We start from the raw sequence: 15,505 nt of genomic DNA on the forward strand, positions 1-15,505 counted from the left end.
CACCTACATTTGTGACATCCACACATCTATGGTCGGGACGCTCAACGTCACTCCCTAGGTGGGGATGCGCGAGCCCGGTGTTGACGCGGCTCACGCCCTAAGCCCTCGCCCCTTGACGCGGCGCTCCTGGCCCTGGGGGTCCAGGTGGTGTGCGGGAGTGCGGATTTGCCCGCGGACTCCTCTTAACGGGCAACGGGTGGGGCAGGACTGGCCGGGCATACTCTCCGGTTTTCGCCGCAGTGGCAGGTCAACGCTCTTGCTTCGACCCGCCCTTCCCCACCCTGACCGCGCGTCCTGACCACGTGATAACATGTGGGGTTTGGCGTGGGCCAGGAGGCCCTCACCGGGACCATGGATCTTCGCAACGTCGCCATCATCGCCCACGTGGACCACGGCAAGACCACGCTCGTGGACGCCCTCCTCCAGCAGAGCGGCGTCTTCCGGGCGAACCAGGAGCACCGCGAACGGATCCTGGATTCGGGGGACCTGGAGCGGGAGCGGGGCATCACGATCCTGGCCAAGAACACCGCCGTCCACTACCGCGACACCAAGATCAACATCGTCGACACCCCCGGCCACAGCGACTTCGGGGGTGAGGTGGAGCGGGCCCTCAAGATGGTGGACGGGGTCATGCTCCTCGTGGACGCCTCCGAAGGCCCGCTGCCCCAGACCCGCTACGTGCTCCGCAAGGCCCTGGAGGCGCGCCTGCCCGCGGTGGTGGTCGTGAACAAGATCGACCGCCAGGACGCCCGCCCCAAAGAGGTCCTCAACGAGATCTACGACCTCTTCATCGACCTCGACGCCACCGAAGAGCAGCTGGAGTTCCCTGTCCTCTACACCAACGCCAAGGCCGGAATCGCGCGGACGGAGCCGACGGGGAAAGGCGACGATCTCCAACCCCTCTTCGAGGCCCTTTGCGAGCACATCCCGCCCCCCCGTCCCCTGGGTGACCGCGTCCTCCAGCTCCTCATCGCCAACCTCGACTACAGCGACTACCTGGGCCGGCTGGGGATCGGGCGTATCTTCTCGGGCCGGGTCCGGGTGGGGGACACGGTGGGGGTCGCCAAGCGGGACGGGAGGCTGGAGACCACGCGCGTGACCAAGCTCTACACTTTCGATGGTCTCAAGAGAATCGAGGTGGACGAGGCCGACTGCGGCGAGATCGTGGCCTTGGCCGGCTTTGAGGGGATCTCCATCGGCGAGACCGTGACCTCCGCGGAGAGCCCCGCCCCCCTTCCCCCCTTCCGCATCGACGAGCCCACCCTCTCCATGATCTTCTCCGTCAACACCTCGCCCTTCGCGGGGCGCGAAGGCCGGTGGTTGACCTCACGGCATCTCAAGGAGCGGCTGGAGAAGGAGCTGCTGACCAACGTCTCCATCCGGGTAGATCCCACGGACTCCGCCGACGCATTCAAAGTGATGGGGCGGGGCGAGCTGCAGCTCGCCATCCTCATCGAGACCATGCGCCGGGAGGGGTACGAGCTGGCCGTCTCCAACCCCGAGGTCATCACCCGGACCGAGAACGGCGTTCGCCGGGAGCCCCTGGAGCTCTTCGTGCTCGACCTGCCGGAGGCCTTCATGGGGGTGGTGCTCGAGAAGATGGCCATCCGCAAGGCCAAGATGGTCAAGATGATCAACCACGGCTCGGGCCGGGTCCGCCTCGACTTTCACGTCCCCACCCGCGGTCTCATCGGAGTCCGCACCGAGCTGATGACGGACACGCGCGGGACCGCGGTGATGAACGCCCTCCTCGAGGGCTTCGTGGATTGGCAGGGGGAGATCGCGCGCCGGGCCACGGGCGTGCTGGTGGCGGACCGGCCGGGCGAGACCACCGCTTACGCCCTCTCCCACATGGAGGAGCGGGGGGAACTGTTCGTGGGCCCGGGCACCGCCGTCTACGAGGGGATGATCGTGGGCGAGAACGCCCGTTCCGCGGACATGGACGTCAACGTGACCAAGGGCAAGAAGCTCACCAACATGCGCGCCTCCACCGCGGACGAGGCCATCCGCCTGACCCCCCACCGGGTGCTGAACCTGGAGCAGGCCCTGGAGTTCATAAGCGAGGACGAGCTCGTGGAGGTGGCGCCGGGGGCCATCCGGCTGCGCAAGCGCATTCTCGCCGCCAACCAGCGGCCGAAGCGCCGGGCCGAGGGCTGAGCGGGCTCAGGACTCGGGCTTGTCGGCCTCCCCCGGCCGAAGACGTCGGTTGATGGTGGCCACGCTGATCCCCAATCGCGCGGCCGCGGCCGCGCGGTCCCCCCCCGCCTCCTTGAGAGCCAATGCAATGGCTTCCTCCTCCGCCCGCGCGCCCGCCCGCTTGACCACGTCCGCGAGGGGGCCCGAGAGGTCGAGGACGTCGGCCAGGGAGGGGCCTCCGGTGAGGCCGGGGGTCAGGCGCAGATGGGCGGGCTCGATGCTGGTCCCCTCGCACAGAATCGCCGAACGCTCGAGGCAGTTCTGGAGCTCGCGCACGTTGCCCGGCCAGGCGTGGTCGAGGAGCGCCCGCCGCGCCGCCTCCGAGAGCCGTAGCCCCTTGCGGCCCATCTCCCGCCCGTAACGCTCGAGGAAGACCTCGGCCAGGGGCAGGATGTCGCCGCGGCGACGGCGCAGGGGCGGGATCTCGACCGGGAAGACGGAGAGGCGGAAGAAGAGGTCCTCGCGGAACTCCTTGCGGGCCACCGCCTGTTTGAGGTCCTGGTTCGTGGCCGCCACCACCCGCACGTCCACGGTGATCGTCTGCACGCCGCCCACGCGTTCGAACTGCCTTTCTTGGACCAGGCGCAGGATCTTGGCCTGGAGGGGCAGGGGCAAGTCCCCTATCTCGTCGAGAAAGAGGGTTCCGTGGTGGGCCATCTCCGCCTTGCCGATCTTGCGGGCGCCCGCACCCGTGAAGGCCCCCTTCTCGTGGCCAAAGAGCTCGTTCTCTAGCAGGGCCTCGGGGATGGCCGCGCAGTTGATGGCCACGAAGGGACCCTTGGCCCGGGCGGAGAGCTGATGGAGGGCCCGACTCATGAGCTCCTTGCCCGTCCCGCTCTCGCCCAGGATGAGCACGGTGGCGTCGGTGGCGGCCGCCCGCTGGATGGACAGCATCGTCTCCTTGAGGGCGGGATCCTCGCCCAGAAGACGGGGCAGGGCGAAGCGGCGCTGGTACTCCTCCTTCAGCAGGATCAGCTCCGTGAGCACCCGGCGACGGTCGATGGCCCGGTCGAGGAGGAGGAGCAGGTGCTCGGTGTCCACCGGCTTGGTGAGGAAGTCCGTCGCCCCCTCCTTCATCGCCTTGACCGCTTCCTCCACGGTGCCGAAGGCGGTCATGACCATGACGGGGGTCTCGGGGTCGACCTCTTTGGCGGCCTGGAGGACCTCGAAGCCGCTCCCCGCGGGAAGGCGGAGGTCGGTGAGAACCACGAGGTAGCGGGTGGCCTGCAGCTTCCGCCGGGCCTCGTAGGCGTCGCCCGCCTCCTCCGCGGTGTATCCCCGCCCTTGCAGGGTCTTCCGCAGCATCGCGCGGAGCGATTCCTTGTCCTCGACGATCAGGATGTCAGCCACGGGAGGGGCGGAGGAGACGAGGGGCGGGGGCGGTCAGGGTTCGCGGACCCAGCCCGGGGGCACGCCCGCCCGGCGGGCCTCCTCCGCAAAGTCCTGGATTCCCTTCTCGGCGTCCGCCAGCTCTTTCTTCAGGGCTTCGAGCTGCTCGATGGCCTGCTGCTGCTCCGCCCGCAGCCTCATGTTAAGGTTGGGGTCGTTGGCCTGCATAATGTCACCGAGCAGCCGGTTCACGTTGGACTGCATGGCCTCGACTCTGGCCTTGAGCGAGGCCACCTCGCGGCGTCGCTCCGCGGACTGCCGCCGCCACTCCCCCTCATCCGCGGTGTAACCGGTGGAGGTGGTCTCCTCGGACGCGCCTTCCCCGGAGGGGGCGGGCGCGCCCTCGGGGGAGGTGGCCGCGGGACGGCGCGGCTTGCTGCGGCCGGACCAGTTCATCGACTCCCGGCTCACCGGTACGGCCTCGCTCGAGGACGGGGCGCCCCCCGTGGGTTGCCCGCTCTCCTTGGGGTCCTCTGGCTTCCGGAGGTCGGTGTTCGTGTAGACCCGCGGGGTGGCCTCATCCTTGGGCCGATCCTTCTCCTTCTTCTCCCGCCGCGCCTTCTCCTGGGCCGCGGCCTCCCCCAGGCTCTGGCCGAAGAGGATCCCTGGCTGCAGGGCAAGGATACCGATTAGGAACAGGCGGCTCATGACCGTCAGGACCCCGTCCCCGCCTCGAGCCGGCTGGACCGTTCGATGACCTCCTGGGCGTCCGGAGCGTTGGGGGCGAGACGCGCGTACTCGCGATATTCCTTGACCGCGTCCGCTAGCCGGCCAACTCTCTCCAGCAGGCTGCCCAGGTCCCGCCTCAAAATTGGCACCTGGGGTGTGCGTTGAATCCCCTCTTGCACCACGGCCAGGGCCTCGTCCGTCTTCCCCTGCTGGAGGAACAACTCCGCCAGCCGTCCCCTCGCAATGTCGGCCTCGGGTGCCCGGCGCAGCACCTCCTGGTAGGCGCCGACCGCCCGTTCGGTGTCTCCCGATTGCTCGAGGCTGTAGGCCAACTCCTGCCGGAGCGCGGGGTCGTCCGGACGCGCCTCCACCGCACGGGTAAGAAGGGGCGAGGCGTGCCCGAAGTCCCCGCCGCGGAATAGAAGGCGCCCCAGGTCCTCGCTGGCCGTCGGGTTGGACGGGTCCAGGGCCAGGACGCCTTGGTATTCCCGGTTCGCGTCGGCCGGCCGGCCGGCGGCGTCCAGGGCCCGAGCGAGCTGAAGCCGGAAGCGAGAGGGATCGAGGCGGGCCGCCCGCGTGTACCGCCCCAGGGCTTCCTCGCGCAAGTTCGCGGCCCAAAGCGCCTGCCCGTAGAGGCTCTGAAGCTGGGGGTTGGAAGGAGCATCCCCCGCCGCCCGCGCGAACAGGGGTATGGCGGCTCCGGCCTGGCCCTGGGCGAGCAGACGCCGCCCCTCCTCGAAGTCCTTCGCCCCGGGGCTGGCCGAGACCTGGGTGACAGGAGGAGGAAGCTCACGGGGCAAGGTCGCGAGCGTGAAAAGGCCGGGGGGCGGGCGGGAGGGCACCTCGCGCGCGGTTTTCCACGCCGTGAAACCGAGGCCCACAAAGAGAAGGACCGTGGCCGTCGCCCAAAACTCGGCCGGCAGCTCGGACGGGTGCTCGGGGGCGGCTTCCGGCTCATCCGCCGCTCGCGCGGCGAGGGACATGGTGATGGGCAGGCTCTGGAGCGACTCCCCGCACCGGACGCAGTACTCCCATGTGACCCGGTTCCGTGTTCCGCAGGCGGAGCAGATGAGCGCGTCGCCCATAACCGTAGATTACACCCAAACCATACTCAAATAAAGGGGTTGGGCGGTTCCGGTTCACCCGGAAATGGCCCGCCCCCCGAATCCTCGAGGGGCGGGCCAACTGCCGCTACTGGCAGGCCGTCGAGCTGAACTTCACGTCCGGCAGGGGCATCCCGCCCTGTTGCGCGGGCTTGACGTTGCTCGTGTTGTTGATCGTGGTGGGCGGAACCCCCGGCTTCGGAGGCGGGCTGACCGGGCCTGTTACCAGACCCTCGTCCTTGACCACGCTGCTACCGCCGCTTCCGGGGTTGGGGTCGGCCTGGGTCCGGATGGAGGTCATGCGGCTGTTGCTGAAGATCTGGTAGGCGTCATCGCCGGCGGCGTTGAGGTCGTAGGCCGCGGCCCCCGACGTTGCCCCGAGGGCATAGACGATGCTGTCGAACGTCGACCGGCAGGGATAGCTTGCCGGGTTGCCCGCGGTCGGCAGCGGCGCATAGGCGCTGACCGGTGGGTTGAACCTCGTGCCTCCGAAGAACACCACGCCCCGGAGCGGGTTGTCGTTGGTGAAGGCCGCCGCCGGCTGCGCGGTGCCCCGGAAGACCGGGAAGGGCGTGGCCGCGGCGCCGTTGGTCACCGCCCCTTCGTCGTAGACACGCGTGTAGAGGGACACTCCGGGAAGGAAGGCCGTGACCGAATTGGCCGTGACCTGACCGCCCGTGGCCGTGGTCACGTCGTCCCCGTCATCCCGGAAGCCGAATATCTTGAAGGGCCCGTTCGCGCGGTTGTCGTTTCCGGAGGCCACGAAGATGTACGGCTTCACCGCCGTGGGCGCGGCCGGCGGGGGCGGCGCCGGGGGGAGGCCCAGCAGGGAGACCGCGGTACCCACCGGCTGGTCCGCCCCCAGGTCGGCCAACGGGATGGCGACCCCCGGGTTGGTGACCAGGAACTTCCAGAGCCGGCCGTAGAGATCTCCCATGTACACCCGCGTGGTGGCGCTGCTGGACGGATGGGGCGCCACCCCAGGCCGGAAGCGGCCCGGGCTGAAGGCGGCGGCGTCGGCCACAAGCGCGTTCGTGTAGGCAATGCCGGCGCGCGTGAGACCGGCGGAGCTGGCCGCGGTCTCCACGTCCACGGAGCTGATCACGTCTCCGGTGAGTGCATCCAGGGCATAGAACGTCGTGCCCTCTCCGGGGTTGGTGGCATAGCCGGAGCCCAGATAAGCCACGAAGTCGACGCCGAGGGGCGTTCGCGTGGTCGTGGTCACCGCGCCCTTGGTCTTGTCGACCCACACCACGGCGGGAAGCGACCAGGTCTGCCCCATCTTGAGGTAGGCGTTGTAGTCCGACGGGCCATTGACCTGGGTCCCGCCCGTCGTGCCGTCTGTGGTATCCGGGTTGCCCCGGCTCCAGAACGGTATGGGCCCGGTGGTTTTCAGGGCAATCTGGGTGAAGGGACCGGGAGCGGTGACGTCGAGGACGGTGAGGTACTTTCCGGCGATGCCGCGCCCGAAGGTCAGGTGCTTGCGCCACACCCCCGCCCCGGAGATCGTGGTCCCGCCGAGGGTCTGGCTCCAGGCCCCGGGCACGAAAATGTCGTTGAAGCGGATGCCGCGGGCGATCATGTAGTCATGGGTAGCGCGCTTCTCGGGGTCGTTCAGCAGACGGCTGGGGATCACGGTGAGCTGGTCGAAGGGCACGAAGCCCCAGAGCTCCTCGCCGCCCGTCTCCGTGCAGGCCGCGGTACTGGGGGCGCAGTTGGGCCCGGCCCGGAACGCATGGAGCATGTCGTTGGCCCCGGCGTAGACCACGGTCATGACCGGCTTCACCACCCGGCCGTCAATGGCGCCGGTAGCGTTGCCCGAGGGCGGCGTAGTGTTGTCGGCGTCCGGGTTGGCCAGGCCGAAGCCCATGGTGATCTGGTTGGTCGTGGCGGCGTCGGGGTTCTTGCTGGTCGCGTCCCGTGGACCATCCCGCAGGTACGTGTATTCCTGGGGGAAGAGGGTCGGGCTCCCCTGCAGGGGCGGGGCCACGACGGCGGCCGTGGCCAGCGTGGAATCGGCCAGGACCCAGGTCTTGGCTTTGTAAAGAATCTGGGACTGGTTGCCGCCGGCGGTCACTCGCTTGGGGCTGGAGGGAGCGCTGTACGAGACCTGGGCCCCGGCCATGAAGGCCAATATCATTTCCCGGGCCTCGCGCCGCGCCGCCTGCATCTTGATCAGCGGGGTGGCGCTGGTGCAGCCGGCGGGCAGAGGGGCACCCAGGCAGGCGTGGTAGGCGTTCTGCAAGGTCGTGAAGTCGGCGGCAGGGCTGGCGGATGAGTCGAGAGGCAGGGCTAGGGCGGCATCGAAGAGCCCCTGGCTCGTGTAACTCGCGGGTGCCACGAACAGCCCGCTGGGCGGGATCGCGATCACCGGCGGCCAGAGGGGAACCCGGAAGGGCGCCACGGGCGTGGGCAGAGTCTGGAGGTTGGCCACCGTCACGCCGAAGTAGCCGTTCTGGCTGGTGGTATAGATCCGGCGACGTATGGCTGCGGTCGCACTCCAAATGGTGGAGTCAGTGGCGCCTCCGTGGAGCTGGGCGAAGGTGCACTCGCCGGCCACGGCGGGCGCGTTCCCGGCCACCGCGCAGGCCGCCATGCCGTTCTGGACGCTCTGCGTGAGCTTGTCTCCGGCGCTCCACTTCTGCACCGCGACCCCGGCCACGTTCTCATAGGCCTTGAGCTGGCCCTGGAAGCCGGGGAGGGTGAAGGTGGAGACGAACTTGATGGGGGTCAAGGCGTTGAATCGGTTGTTGGGGTTCCGAGCGTCGAAGGGGTCGGCCGGGAAAGGCTGGGTCGGCACCTGGTCAACGTATTCGAAGACGGAGTCGGTCAGGGACTCCTGGGCCGTGAACTCGCCGCTCGTGGCCCCCTGGTCGATGATGGACTGCAGGATCGCCGCGAGGGCGGTGTCGGTGGGTGCGAGCTGGGCGTCGATGCAGGTCTTGCAGACGCTGTGCACCGTCGCCGAGGTCGGGATCACCGTCCATCCGGACGTGGTGGCGCTCTGCAGGCCGGTCCCGCCCCAGGCGATCACGTTCAGTCGGTTCGCGGAGACACCCGAGCCGAAGCCGATCATGTAGGTCTTGACCGAAGACGCGGGATCGCTGGCTCCCGTCAGCGTGCCGTCCGCATTCACCGCTCCCACGATGGGGGCGTAAAGGTTGGCGGCCTGCTGAGCGGCGTTCAGAGCGGCGGGGTCGCCGCTTCCGGAACACGTGTCCTCGCCGTCCGTCACGAACATCAGGATCGTCTGCTCCTTCGGGCTTGTGTGAAGCTTGATGGCGCCGGAAGGGGGGATCACGACCGTGAACCCGTTGACCACCGCACTGGCCCCATTCCAGAGGGCGCTGAAGACTGTCTTGATGTCCCGAATGGAGTTCCCGATCGGCGTAGACCCGTTGGCCGCGTTCCCGCCCGCCGCAGGCGGGGTGAGCATCGTCCAGCTCCCGTCCTGGGACTCGGTGTAGCCGGTGATCGTTCCATCCGGATTCAAGGGGATCTCGTTGTTCAGGAAGGGCAGAATGTTCGTCGTCTGGAGCCCGACGCTCGGATAGCAAGCGGGAAGCTGAACGTTAAGCTGGAACCCGTTGCAGGAGATGCCGTTGCCGTTGAACTGACCACCTGCCCAGCGCCAGACCACGGGCGCGTTCACCGTGGGCCCTCCGCAGACCGCAACCTGCTGGGTCTGGAACTGGGGAGGATTCGTAGGGGGTCCGACCGTCATGTTGCAGATGGTGCCGTCGGCCAGCACGCTCAAGGTCTCGCCATTCCACTGGCGGGCCGCGTTCATGTAGTAGAACTTCTCGTTCCCGGCCAGGCTGTCCGTGAACTCGGCCGTGGTGTCCCGCTGCAGCAGCTGGAAGCTGGGGTTCGAGGTGAAGGAGGTACCGAGGCCGGTGGAGGGCGAGCCGGGGGCGAAGCCGAGCGCGCCCGCGATGTTGGGCGCAGCCGCGCCCCAGAGCATCTGGAACTGGTTCGGCCCCGTGGCCGTGAACGTGAACTGACCGCTCCCCGAGTTGTAGGTCACGGCGTAGACATCGACCGCGCCCAGGCTGGCGCGGTTGCAGCCGTTCATCGCGTTCTGCAGGTCGACGGCCAGGAGGGCCCCCGTCTGGTAGAAGTGCGGGACCGAGGGGGGCACGGTGACGTTGCAGGTCACGGTCGATGTCCCGGTGACGGTGCTCGAGCCCAGAGTGGCGCCGGTGGCACCGGTGGTGATCCAGTTGGCGGTGCTGTTGAAGGCGCCGCCGGTGGTAGGAGCGGCGGCAGGGATGTTGTTGGCCCCGAAGCCGAGGGGAATCATGGCGGAGTTCGCCACCTTGGTGAGCACCTGGTAGCGGCGCGCACCCGCGGTGCGGGAGATCGTGAAGGTCTTTACGAAGGTGGGCGAGACGCCGGGGTTGAAGACGAGGGTCAGATCGTTCGCGGGCACGTTCGTCCCGGCGGCGGTGCCGCTCTTGGTGCAGGTCCTCTGGGCCCCCGCGTAGGCGGCCTTGAGGAAAACGTTGATGGACGTGGCGAGACCCCCGAGCTGGACGTCGGTCGAGTAGGTCCCGTAGAGGGCCGGGGGCAGCGTGACCGTGCAGGCCAGATAAGTCCCCACCTGGGGTGGGCCCGCGCTCACGGTCGAGATCTGCTCGTTCCAGGTAATGAGGTTGGCGGTTGCGCTGATGACGACGCTGGGCGTGGTGGTGGTAACGGTGGTTCCCTGCTCCGCAAAGTCGAGCACGTTCCAGCCCGCCCGGATGTCTTGCCAGGACTGGAAGCCCAGACCGGCCGCACTTCCCGGCTCGTTCTGGACGGTGAGGTCGGCCGATCCGGCGACGCATGGGGGTGCGGCCGGCGGGACCCCGAGCATGCACGGCGAGGCCACGCTGTTGGTCGTGTACATGAACCGGGCCTGGCCGGTGCCGGTGCCCCCCCCGATGTCCCCGAGGCCGATGAAGTTGCTGTTGTCCTGGGTGTACTGGCCGAACATGAAGTTGACTTTGGTCTCGTTATTCTGGACCAGGGTCTTGATGACTTGCTTGGCCTTAAAGAGCTTGGCGTCAGGGTTGTCGCCGGAGAGATAGGGAAAGTTGACTTCGCCGGCGGTGCCCTGGCCGCCGGAGGGCGTCTCGCGCATGGACCCCGAGCTGTCCAGAAGCAGGATGACGTTCGCCTTGACCTGGAGGTTCAGGACCTCGAGGGGGTCGATGCCCTGGGGGTTGGCCGCGGTCACCCCGCGGTCGCCCACGAGCATCACAACGAGGCCCAGGGCCAGGGCGACGGCTCCCGTCCGGTACACACTCCACCTTCTCTGCATGGCCTTCCTTCCCTCTGGGACCGGTGAAACCGCCGGACTCGCCTGCCTGCTCATGAACATTCCCCGCTTACTGTGCGCCGGTGCTGGTCAAGGTCCCGCCGCCGCCGCCAAAGACGGTGGCCAGGCTGCCGCCGGGGCCCGCGGAGAGGAGGCTGCACGGATCGAAGTTCTCGCCGCTCGGCGCACCGCCCTCTTGGCCGCGCATGGACTGACAGGGCGGGCCGGAGGCGCTGGTGCTGAGGGCGAAGGTGATCTCGAGCACGCGGACGGCTTGGTTGGCCCGGCTGAACGCGGTCGAAGCGCCGACGTAAGGGGCCACACCTTCCACCGTGAGGACGGCCGCGTTTGGAAAGTTGTTGGGGGGAGCGGGGTCATCGTAAAACTGTCCGTTGTTGTTGACCAGGAGCTGGCGGCGGACCCATAGCGTGAAGGACCCGTTGATGGCCTGGCCCAAGAATGACGAGATATCCTGGCAACGGTTGCCTGGCCCGCCGGACAAGGGCGGTGCCGCGCAGTTAACGGGGTCCTTGAGAACGAGGCCGTAGCCCATCGAGTTGGCGCCATTCCCGCGCCCACCACAAGGGGCCGGCGCGAAGTCGCGGCCCGCGCCCACCTCGACGGGCGTGGGCGCCAAACCCGAAGCCCAGGTACCGGCGCGGTTCGCGGGCAAGACCGTCGACCAGTTGGTCACGGGGTTGGCCACGTTGCTCAAAATGAGCTTGCCCGCCTCCAGGCCCGCCTCCGCGTTCACGAGGGCCTGCTGGCTCCACCGGAAGTTAGTGGCGATCTGCAGCTCCGTCGAGCTGGTGGTAGCCAGGGTCAGACCCAGGAATGTGAGGAGCATCAGCGCCAGGATGGCGAGGACCAACGCGAAGCCCGCCTCCCCCCCCCGCCAGACGCGCACAGGTTCTTGTTCGTTCATGACGGACCAAGCCTCCTTGAGACGCACGATTTCTCGAACCCGCCTTCCCAACCCGCTCATCGGATCTGGTTTCCCAGCTGGAGGGCCACGACCGCGGCCCGCGGGGTCACGACCGAGACGAGCTGTCCCCTCACCGCGTCACCGCCCGCGCCGCCCGCGACCTGACTGGTCTGACCGGCCAGCTGGGGCGCCAAGGCGCGGGCCGAGAGCGTGACCCGGACCTGGCGGATGATGGTGGCGTAGTTGTTGATGGTGATCCCAGGGGCGACGTTCACCCACACGCCCGCCCCGCTCTGGTATTCGACCTGAAGGTCTTCGATGCCTCGCGCGACCATCTGCCAGGGGGAGTTGGCGCCCGGGAACCCCGCCGCGCCCGGCTCGGTGGCCGCCACGCCCGTGGGCGTGAACCGCCCGGTTGTGCTTCTCCAAAGGGCTGGCGAGGGATCTGCTGGATCGGGGTTGATCGCGATCCGGTAGCGCGCCACGCGGGCCGGATAGAGGTAGACGTCCGGCCCCGCCACCCCTGGAATCGGAGCCGCCGCGGAGGGGGCGGGCGGTCCCGCCCAGGTCCAGGGCGCCAGGGCGGCGGTGAGAACCAGGTTGGCGTTGGGGGGAGAGGCGCCTCCGGCGGGACAGGCAGCCCCAGCGCCGCCTATCGTCGCCGGCTGGATCGTGAAGCCATTCGCAGTGTCGGTAAGGAGAACGAAGCCCCCCGGGGCGGCAAGGAGCTGGCCCAGGCAGGCCGTCACGGGCTCCCGCGTGACAAACGTCCCCGCTGCACCGGCAAGCGGCGCCGCGTTGCAGACGCTCTGGCTCGTGCACCGGTCGTCGGTCCCCAGGACCTCGAGCACGTCGCTATTGACCGAATCCCCGCCCCGGGTCCCGGCGGGGACGTTGCCGAGAGCGCCCGCCATCCCGCAGCCGTTCAGGCCGGGGAGGGCATTGCAAGGCCCCCCTGCCGGATCCTGTATCGTGAAGACTTGCGACCAGATCGGCATGCCGGACCCGGCGTTCTCGATGTCCCGGGTGATGATGTCCATGGCAAGGCGGATGTTCTGCTGGCGGTCCGCCAGTTCCGGCTCGCGACGGAACGCGCTGTGTCCCGACGTGAGCAGGCCGTAGATGGCTCCTGTCACGATGAGCGTGACCGTCATGGCCACCAGAAGTTCGATCAAGCTGAACCCTTCCTGGACCGGCCCCGCGACTTGTTTCATAGCCTGCGCTCCTACCCTCCGCGATCCGCCGTTTTGAAGGTCTTGCCGCTTCATCTCGGACCTCAGGGCGGCGCCGGGCAGCCGCCGGTAGGAGAGGAATCGGTGCAGCTGCGGAAGGAGGTGAACTGCGCGCGGGAGCGTGCCCCGGACAGGGCGCCCGTCCCCTCGGAGCGGATGCCGATGTAGAGCAAGCGGGCGGTGCCGGGGACCGCGCTGATCTGCCAGCGCGTATGGATGAGGCCCACCCCCGGAATGACGTCATCACAATCGTAGTCCGTTAGGGGGGCGACTGGACAAGGATTCGCTGGGAACGTGATGTCCGCGGTGAGGCTTCCCCCCGCGGTCAGGTTCTGGAAGGATGTCGTCTTCAGGAACTCCAGGCGCTGGGAGGCGGAGAGGGTGGCGGCCGTGCTTTGGCTGGCGACAGAGTTCGAGCTGGCCGCCACCAAGAGAAGGTTCGTCACCGCCATGAGGCCGAAAATGAGGATCACGATCGCGGTGAGGGCCTCCACCAGGGTGAAGCCCGCTTCCCCGCCCCGATCCCCCGTGGCCACCACGGCCCGCGGCTCAGTCTTCGTCATGCGTGTCCTCACTGCGTCACCACGACGCGGCCGCCGGACGCGATCCGAACCGTCCGCCTGAGATTGGTTGTGTTCTCGATGAGCGTGATGATGACCCCGTTCGGGGGGTCGGGAGCGGCGTAGTTCAGGCCCGGCCCGAGGTTGCACCGCACGGGCGTCTCCGCAGCCGTGCAGAGGGCCCCCGGAAACACTCCGCCCGCGATCGCTCCCAAGCGATTGAACCGGAGCCCGGTGGCGTTCCCCCCCGCGGTGGAAAAGGAAATGCCCACGGGCAGGTCGTAAAGAGGCCCAAGTTGCTCGCCCGCGACCGCGTCCTCGATCACCCACCGGTAGCTGTCCCTGTCCACCATCACAAAAGAGACACCCAGGTTGGTATTCGTCATCACGGCCTTTGTGCGGGAGGCTTGGATCTGCGCGGCGACATTCTCGGTCGCTCCTCTGATCTTGTAGTTCCGGATGTACTGCCCGATGTTGGGAAGGGCAACCGCAGCCATGACCATGATGATCCCGACGACGACCAGCATTTCGACCAGCGTGAAGCCCGCTTCCCGGCGGTTTTCGGTCATCGGCCCGTTCTCCATCGCACCCTCCACGTAGCAAGGTCCGTACCCCTTCGAGGCCCTTGTACTCAACTGTCTGTCAGGGTTGAAGTTACGCTAATTCAGTAGCTATGGCAAGGCCATCATGGTCAGTCGCGCTTGCGCTACGATCCGTAACGTCAGGCTCAGGCGGGCGCGCCCGGGAGTGGGAGCGTAACCGTGACCTTGAGCCCGCGCGGTGGGCGTTCGTCGAGCACCAACTGGCCGCCGTGGAGCCGCACCACTTTGACCGCGATGGGCAGCCCCAGGCCCAGGCCTCCCGCCTTGCCCGTGGTGAAGAAGGGACGGATCTGCTCCCGGCGCTCTCGAGGCATTCCCGGGCCGTCGTCGGCTATGGTAACGACCGCCGCCAGGGGCTCGCGCGCGATCTCGACCCAAACGTGTCCGCCAACCCCCGCCGCTTCGCCGGCGTTGCGGACGAGGTTCTCGAAGCCTCGTTCCAGCAGCTCTTCGTCTCCGACCAGGGAACCCGCGTCCTCGGCCCCGAGAAAGGAGACGCTGACCCCGGGCTGGCTGCGGAACTCGCGCGCGACAACCCGAGAGAGGAGGCGTCCCAGGTCGAAGGGTGAGACGTTCAGCGTTTCCCGCTTGACGAAGTCCATGAACCGGCGGACGACCGTTTCCAAGGTCTCGCACTCCTCGCGGATGCGCAGACCGGCCTCCGTCAACTCCGGTCCGGCCGCGCTTCGCTCGACGATGCGCGCGTAGCCGAGGACGGTCCCGAGGCCATTTCGGACTTCATGCACCATTCCCGCCGTGAGCTCCCCGGCCCTCGCCATGGCCTCCTTGTCCTGGATCTCGCCTTCCATGCGCCGGCGTTCCGCTTCGTGGTCCCGCGACATCTCCTGGCCCCGCTCCCGGAGTCGGACCATGGCTTGCTCGTAGGCGTCGATCACCCGGGGCGCGGGGGACTCCGGGCTCGGGCCACGCGACAGGAGCACGAGAGCGCCCGCGAGCAGAAGGACGGAAAGGGCCACGAGATGACCGATCACGAGTCGCTGCCGCTCGCGAAGGTCCTCTTCCAGGTCGGGCACCGGGGTCGAGAGGCGGAGAAGCAGTCGACGCTCGTTCGTGGTGAAAGGGACGTAGGTCAGAACACGCGCCGCGGGGCCGGATTGAGCGGTGAGGGTCAGGAGCCTCCCCGAGCGGAGGAACTCGAGCTCCGCCGGCCGGGGCCAGTGACCGACCGGGGGCACGGTGGGGCGAGAGAGAAGAGGGTGACCGGCTTCGTCGAAGACCTCGACCTCCGCCGCCGCCGAGGAGGCGAGGGCAAGCCGCGCCGCCTCGTTCCAAGCGTCGGGGCCAGGGCCGCTGAGGGCGGCACCGATCCTGGGCAACGCGGCCAGCACGGCTTCGCGCACGGCTCCCTCCACGCGCTCGCGCAGACGCCGCTGCGACCGCACGGATTGCAACACCGACTGGATCTCCACCAACCCCACCACGAGGAGGGCGAGGCCCACGGCCAGCCGCAGCGACTGGCGCCGGACGTCAGCCATGGAGGAAGCCTTGGTACCAGGCCAGCAGAGG

General features: G+C 68.3%; 10 protein-coding genes. 1 reads left to right on the forward strand and 9 read right to left on the reverse strand.

The annotated features are described in order from the left end of the window. The first annotated feature begins 351 nt into the window (after positions 1-351). Positions 352-2,157, forward strand: a complete 1,806-nt coding sequence (gene typA, locus VN461_20980; GenBank protein ID HXB57252.1) for a translational GTPase TypA — start codon at positions 352-354, stop codon at positions 2,155-2,157. Between the two features lie 6 nt (positions 2,158-2,163). On the opposite strand, the gene VN461_20985 is transcribed toward typA, so the two are convergent. The 9 genes from VN461_20985 to VN461_21025 form a co-directional block, all read right to left on the reverse strand. Beyond that, positions 2,164-3,546, reverse strand: coding sequence for a sigma-54 dependent transcriptional regulator (locus VN461_20985; GenBank protein ID HXB57253.1), 1,383 nt, complete (start codon positions 3,544-3,546; stop codon positions 2,164-2,166). Between the two features lie 33 nt (positions 3,547-3,579). Then, on the reverse strand, positions 3,580-4,233 hold the full coding sequence (locus VN461_20990) for a hypothetical protein (protein ID HXB57254.1): 654 nt from the start codon (positions 4,231-4,233) through the stop codon (positions 3,580-3,582). Between the two features lie 5 nt (positions 4,234-4,238). Further along, the gene (locus VN461_20995; protein HXB57255.1) at positions 4,239-5,339 is read right to left on the reverse strand and encodes a tetratricopeptide repeat protein; all 1,101 of its coding nucleotides are present in this window, start codon (positions 5,337-5,339) and stop codon (positions 4,239-4,241) included. Positions 5,340-5,445: 106 nt separating this feature from the next. After that, positions 5,446-10,662, reverse strand: a complete 5,217-nt coding sequence (locus tag VN461_21000) for a hypothetical protein (GenBank protein HXB57256.1) — start codon at positions 10,660-10,662, stop codon at positions 5,446-5,448. 67 nt (positions 10,663-10,729) lie between these two features. After that, positions 10,730-11,584, reverse strand: a complete 855-nt coding sequence (locus VN461_21005; protein ID HXB57257.1) for a pilus assembly PilX N-terminal domain-containing protein — start codon at positions 11,582-11,584, stop codon at positions 10,730-10,732. Between the two features lie 56 nt (positions 11,585-11,640). Next, entirely contained in the window at positions 11,641-12,798 is a 1,158-nt protein-coding gene (locus VN461_21010; GenBank protein HXB57258.1) for a prepilin-type N-terminal cleavage/methylation domain-containing protein, read from the reverse strand. Between the two features lie 62 nt (positions 12,799-12,860). Then, on the reverse strand, positions 12,861-13,379 hold the full coding sequence (locus VN461_21015) for a hypothetical protein (protein ID HXB57259.1): 519 nt from the start codon (positions 13,377-13,379) through the stop codon (positions 12,861-12,863). A gap of 8 nt (positions 13,380-13,387) precedes the next feature. Continuing rightward, positions 13,388-13,945, reverse strand: coding sequence for a prepilin-type N-terminal cleavage/methylation domain-containing protein (locus VN461_21020; protein ID HXB57260.1), 558 nt, complete (start codon positions 13,943-13,945; stop codon positions 13,388-13,390). Between the two features lie 158 nt (positions 13,946-14,103). Continuing rightward, positions 14,104-15,505, reverse strand: a 1,402-nt coding sequence (locus VN461_21025) for a HAMP domain-containing sensor histidine kinase (protein HXB57261.1), incomplete at its 5' end; no start/stop codon positions are given.

Source organism: Vicinamibacteria bacterium, from assembly GCA_035570235.1.
Classification (GTDB): Bacteria; Acidobacteriota; Vicinamibacteria; order Fen-336; family Fen-336; genus DATMML01.

Excerpts from the sequence above, each read along its gene's own strand:
- typA (HXB57252.1), top strand. The coding sequence starts at position 352 with ATGGATCTTCGCAACGTCGCCATCATCGCCCACGTGGACCACGGCAAG.
- VN461_20990 (HXB57254.1), bottom strand. The coding sequence starts at position 4,233 with ATGAGCCGCCTGTTCCTAATCGGTATCCTTGCCCTGCAGCCAGGGATC.
- VN461_20995 (HXB57255.1), bottom strand. The coding sequence starts at position 5,339 with ATGGGCGACGCGCTCATCTGCTCCGCCTGCGGAACACGGAACCGGGTC.
- VN461_21000 (HXB57256.1), bottom strand. The coding sequence starts at position 10,662 with ATGCAGAGAAGGTGGAGTGTGTACCGGACGGGAGCCGTCGCCCTGGCC.
- VN461_21005 (HXB57257.1), bottom strand. The coding sequence starts at position 11,584 with ATGAACGAACAAGAACCTGTGCGCGTCTGGCGGGGGGGGGAGGCGGGC.
- VN461_21010 (HXB57258.1), bottom strand. The coding sequence starts at position 12,798 with ATGAAACAAGTCGCGGGGCCGGTCCAGGAAGGGTTCAGCTTGATCGAA.
- VN461_21015 (HXB57259.1), bottom strand. The coding sequence starts at position 13,379 with ATGACGAAGACTGAGCCGCGGGCCGTGGTGGCCACGGGGGATCGGGGC.
- VN461_21020 (HXB57260.1), bottom strand. The coding sequence starts at position 13,945 with ATGACCGAAAACCGCCGGGAAGCGGGCTTCACGCTGGTCGAAATGCTG.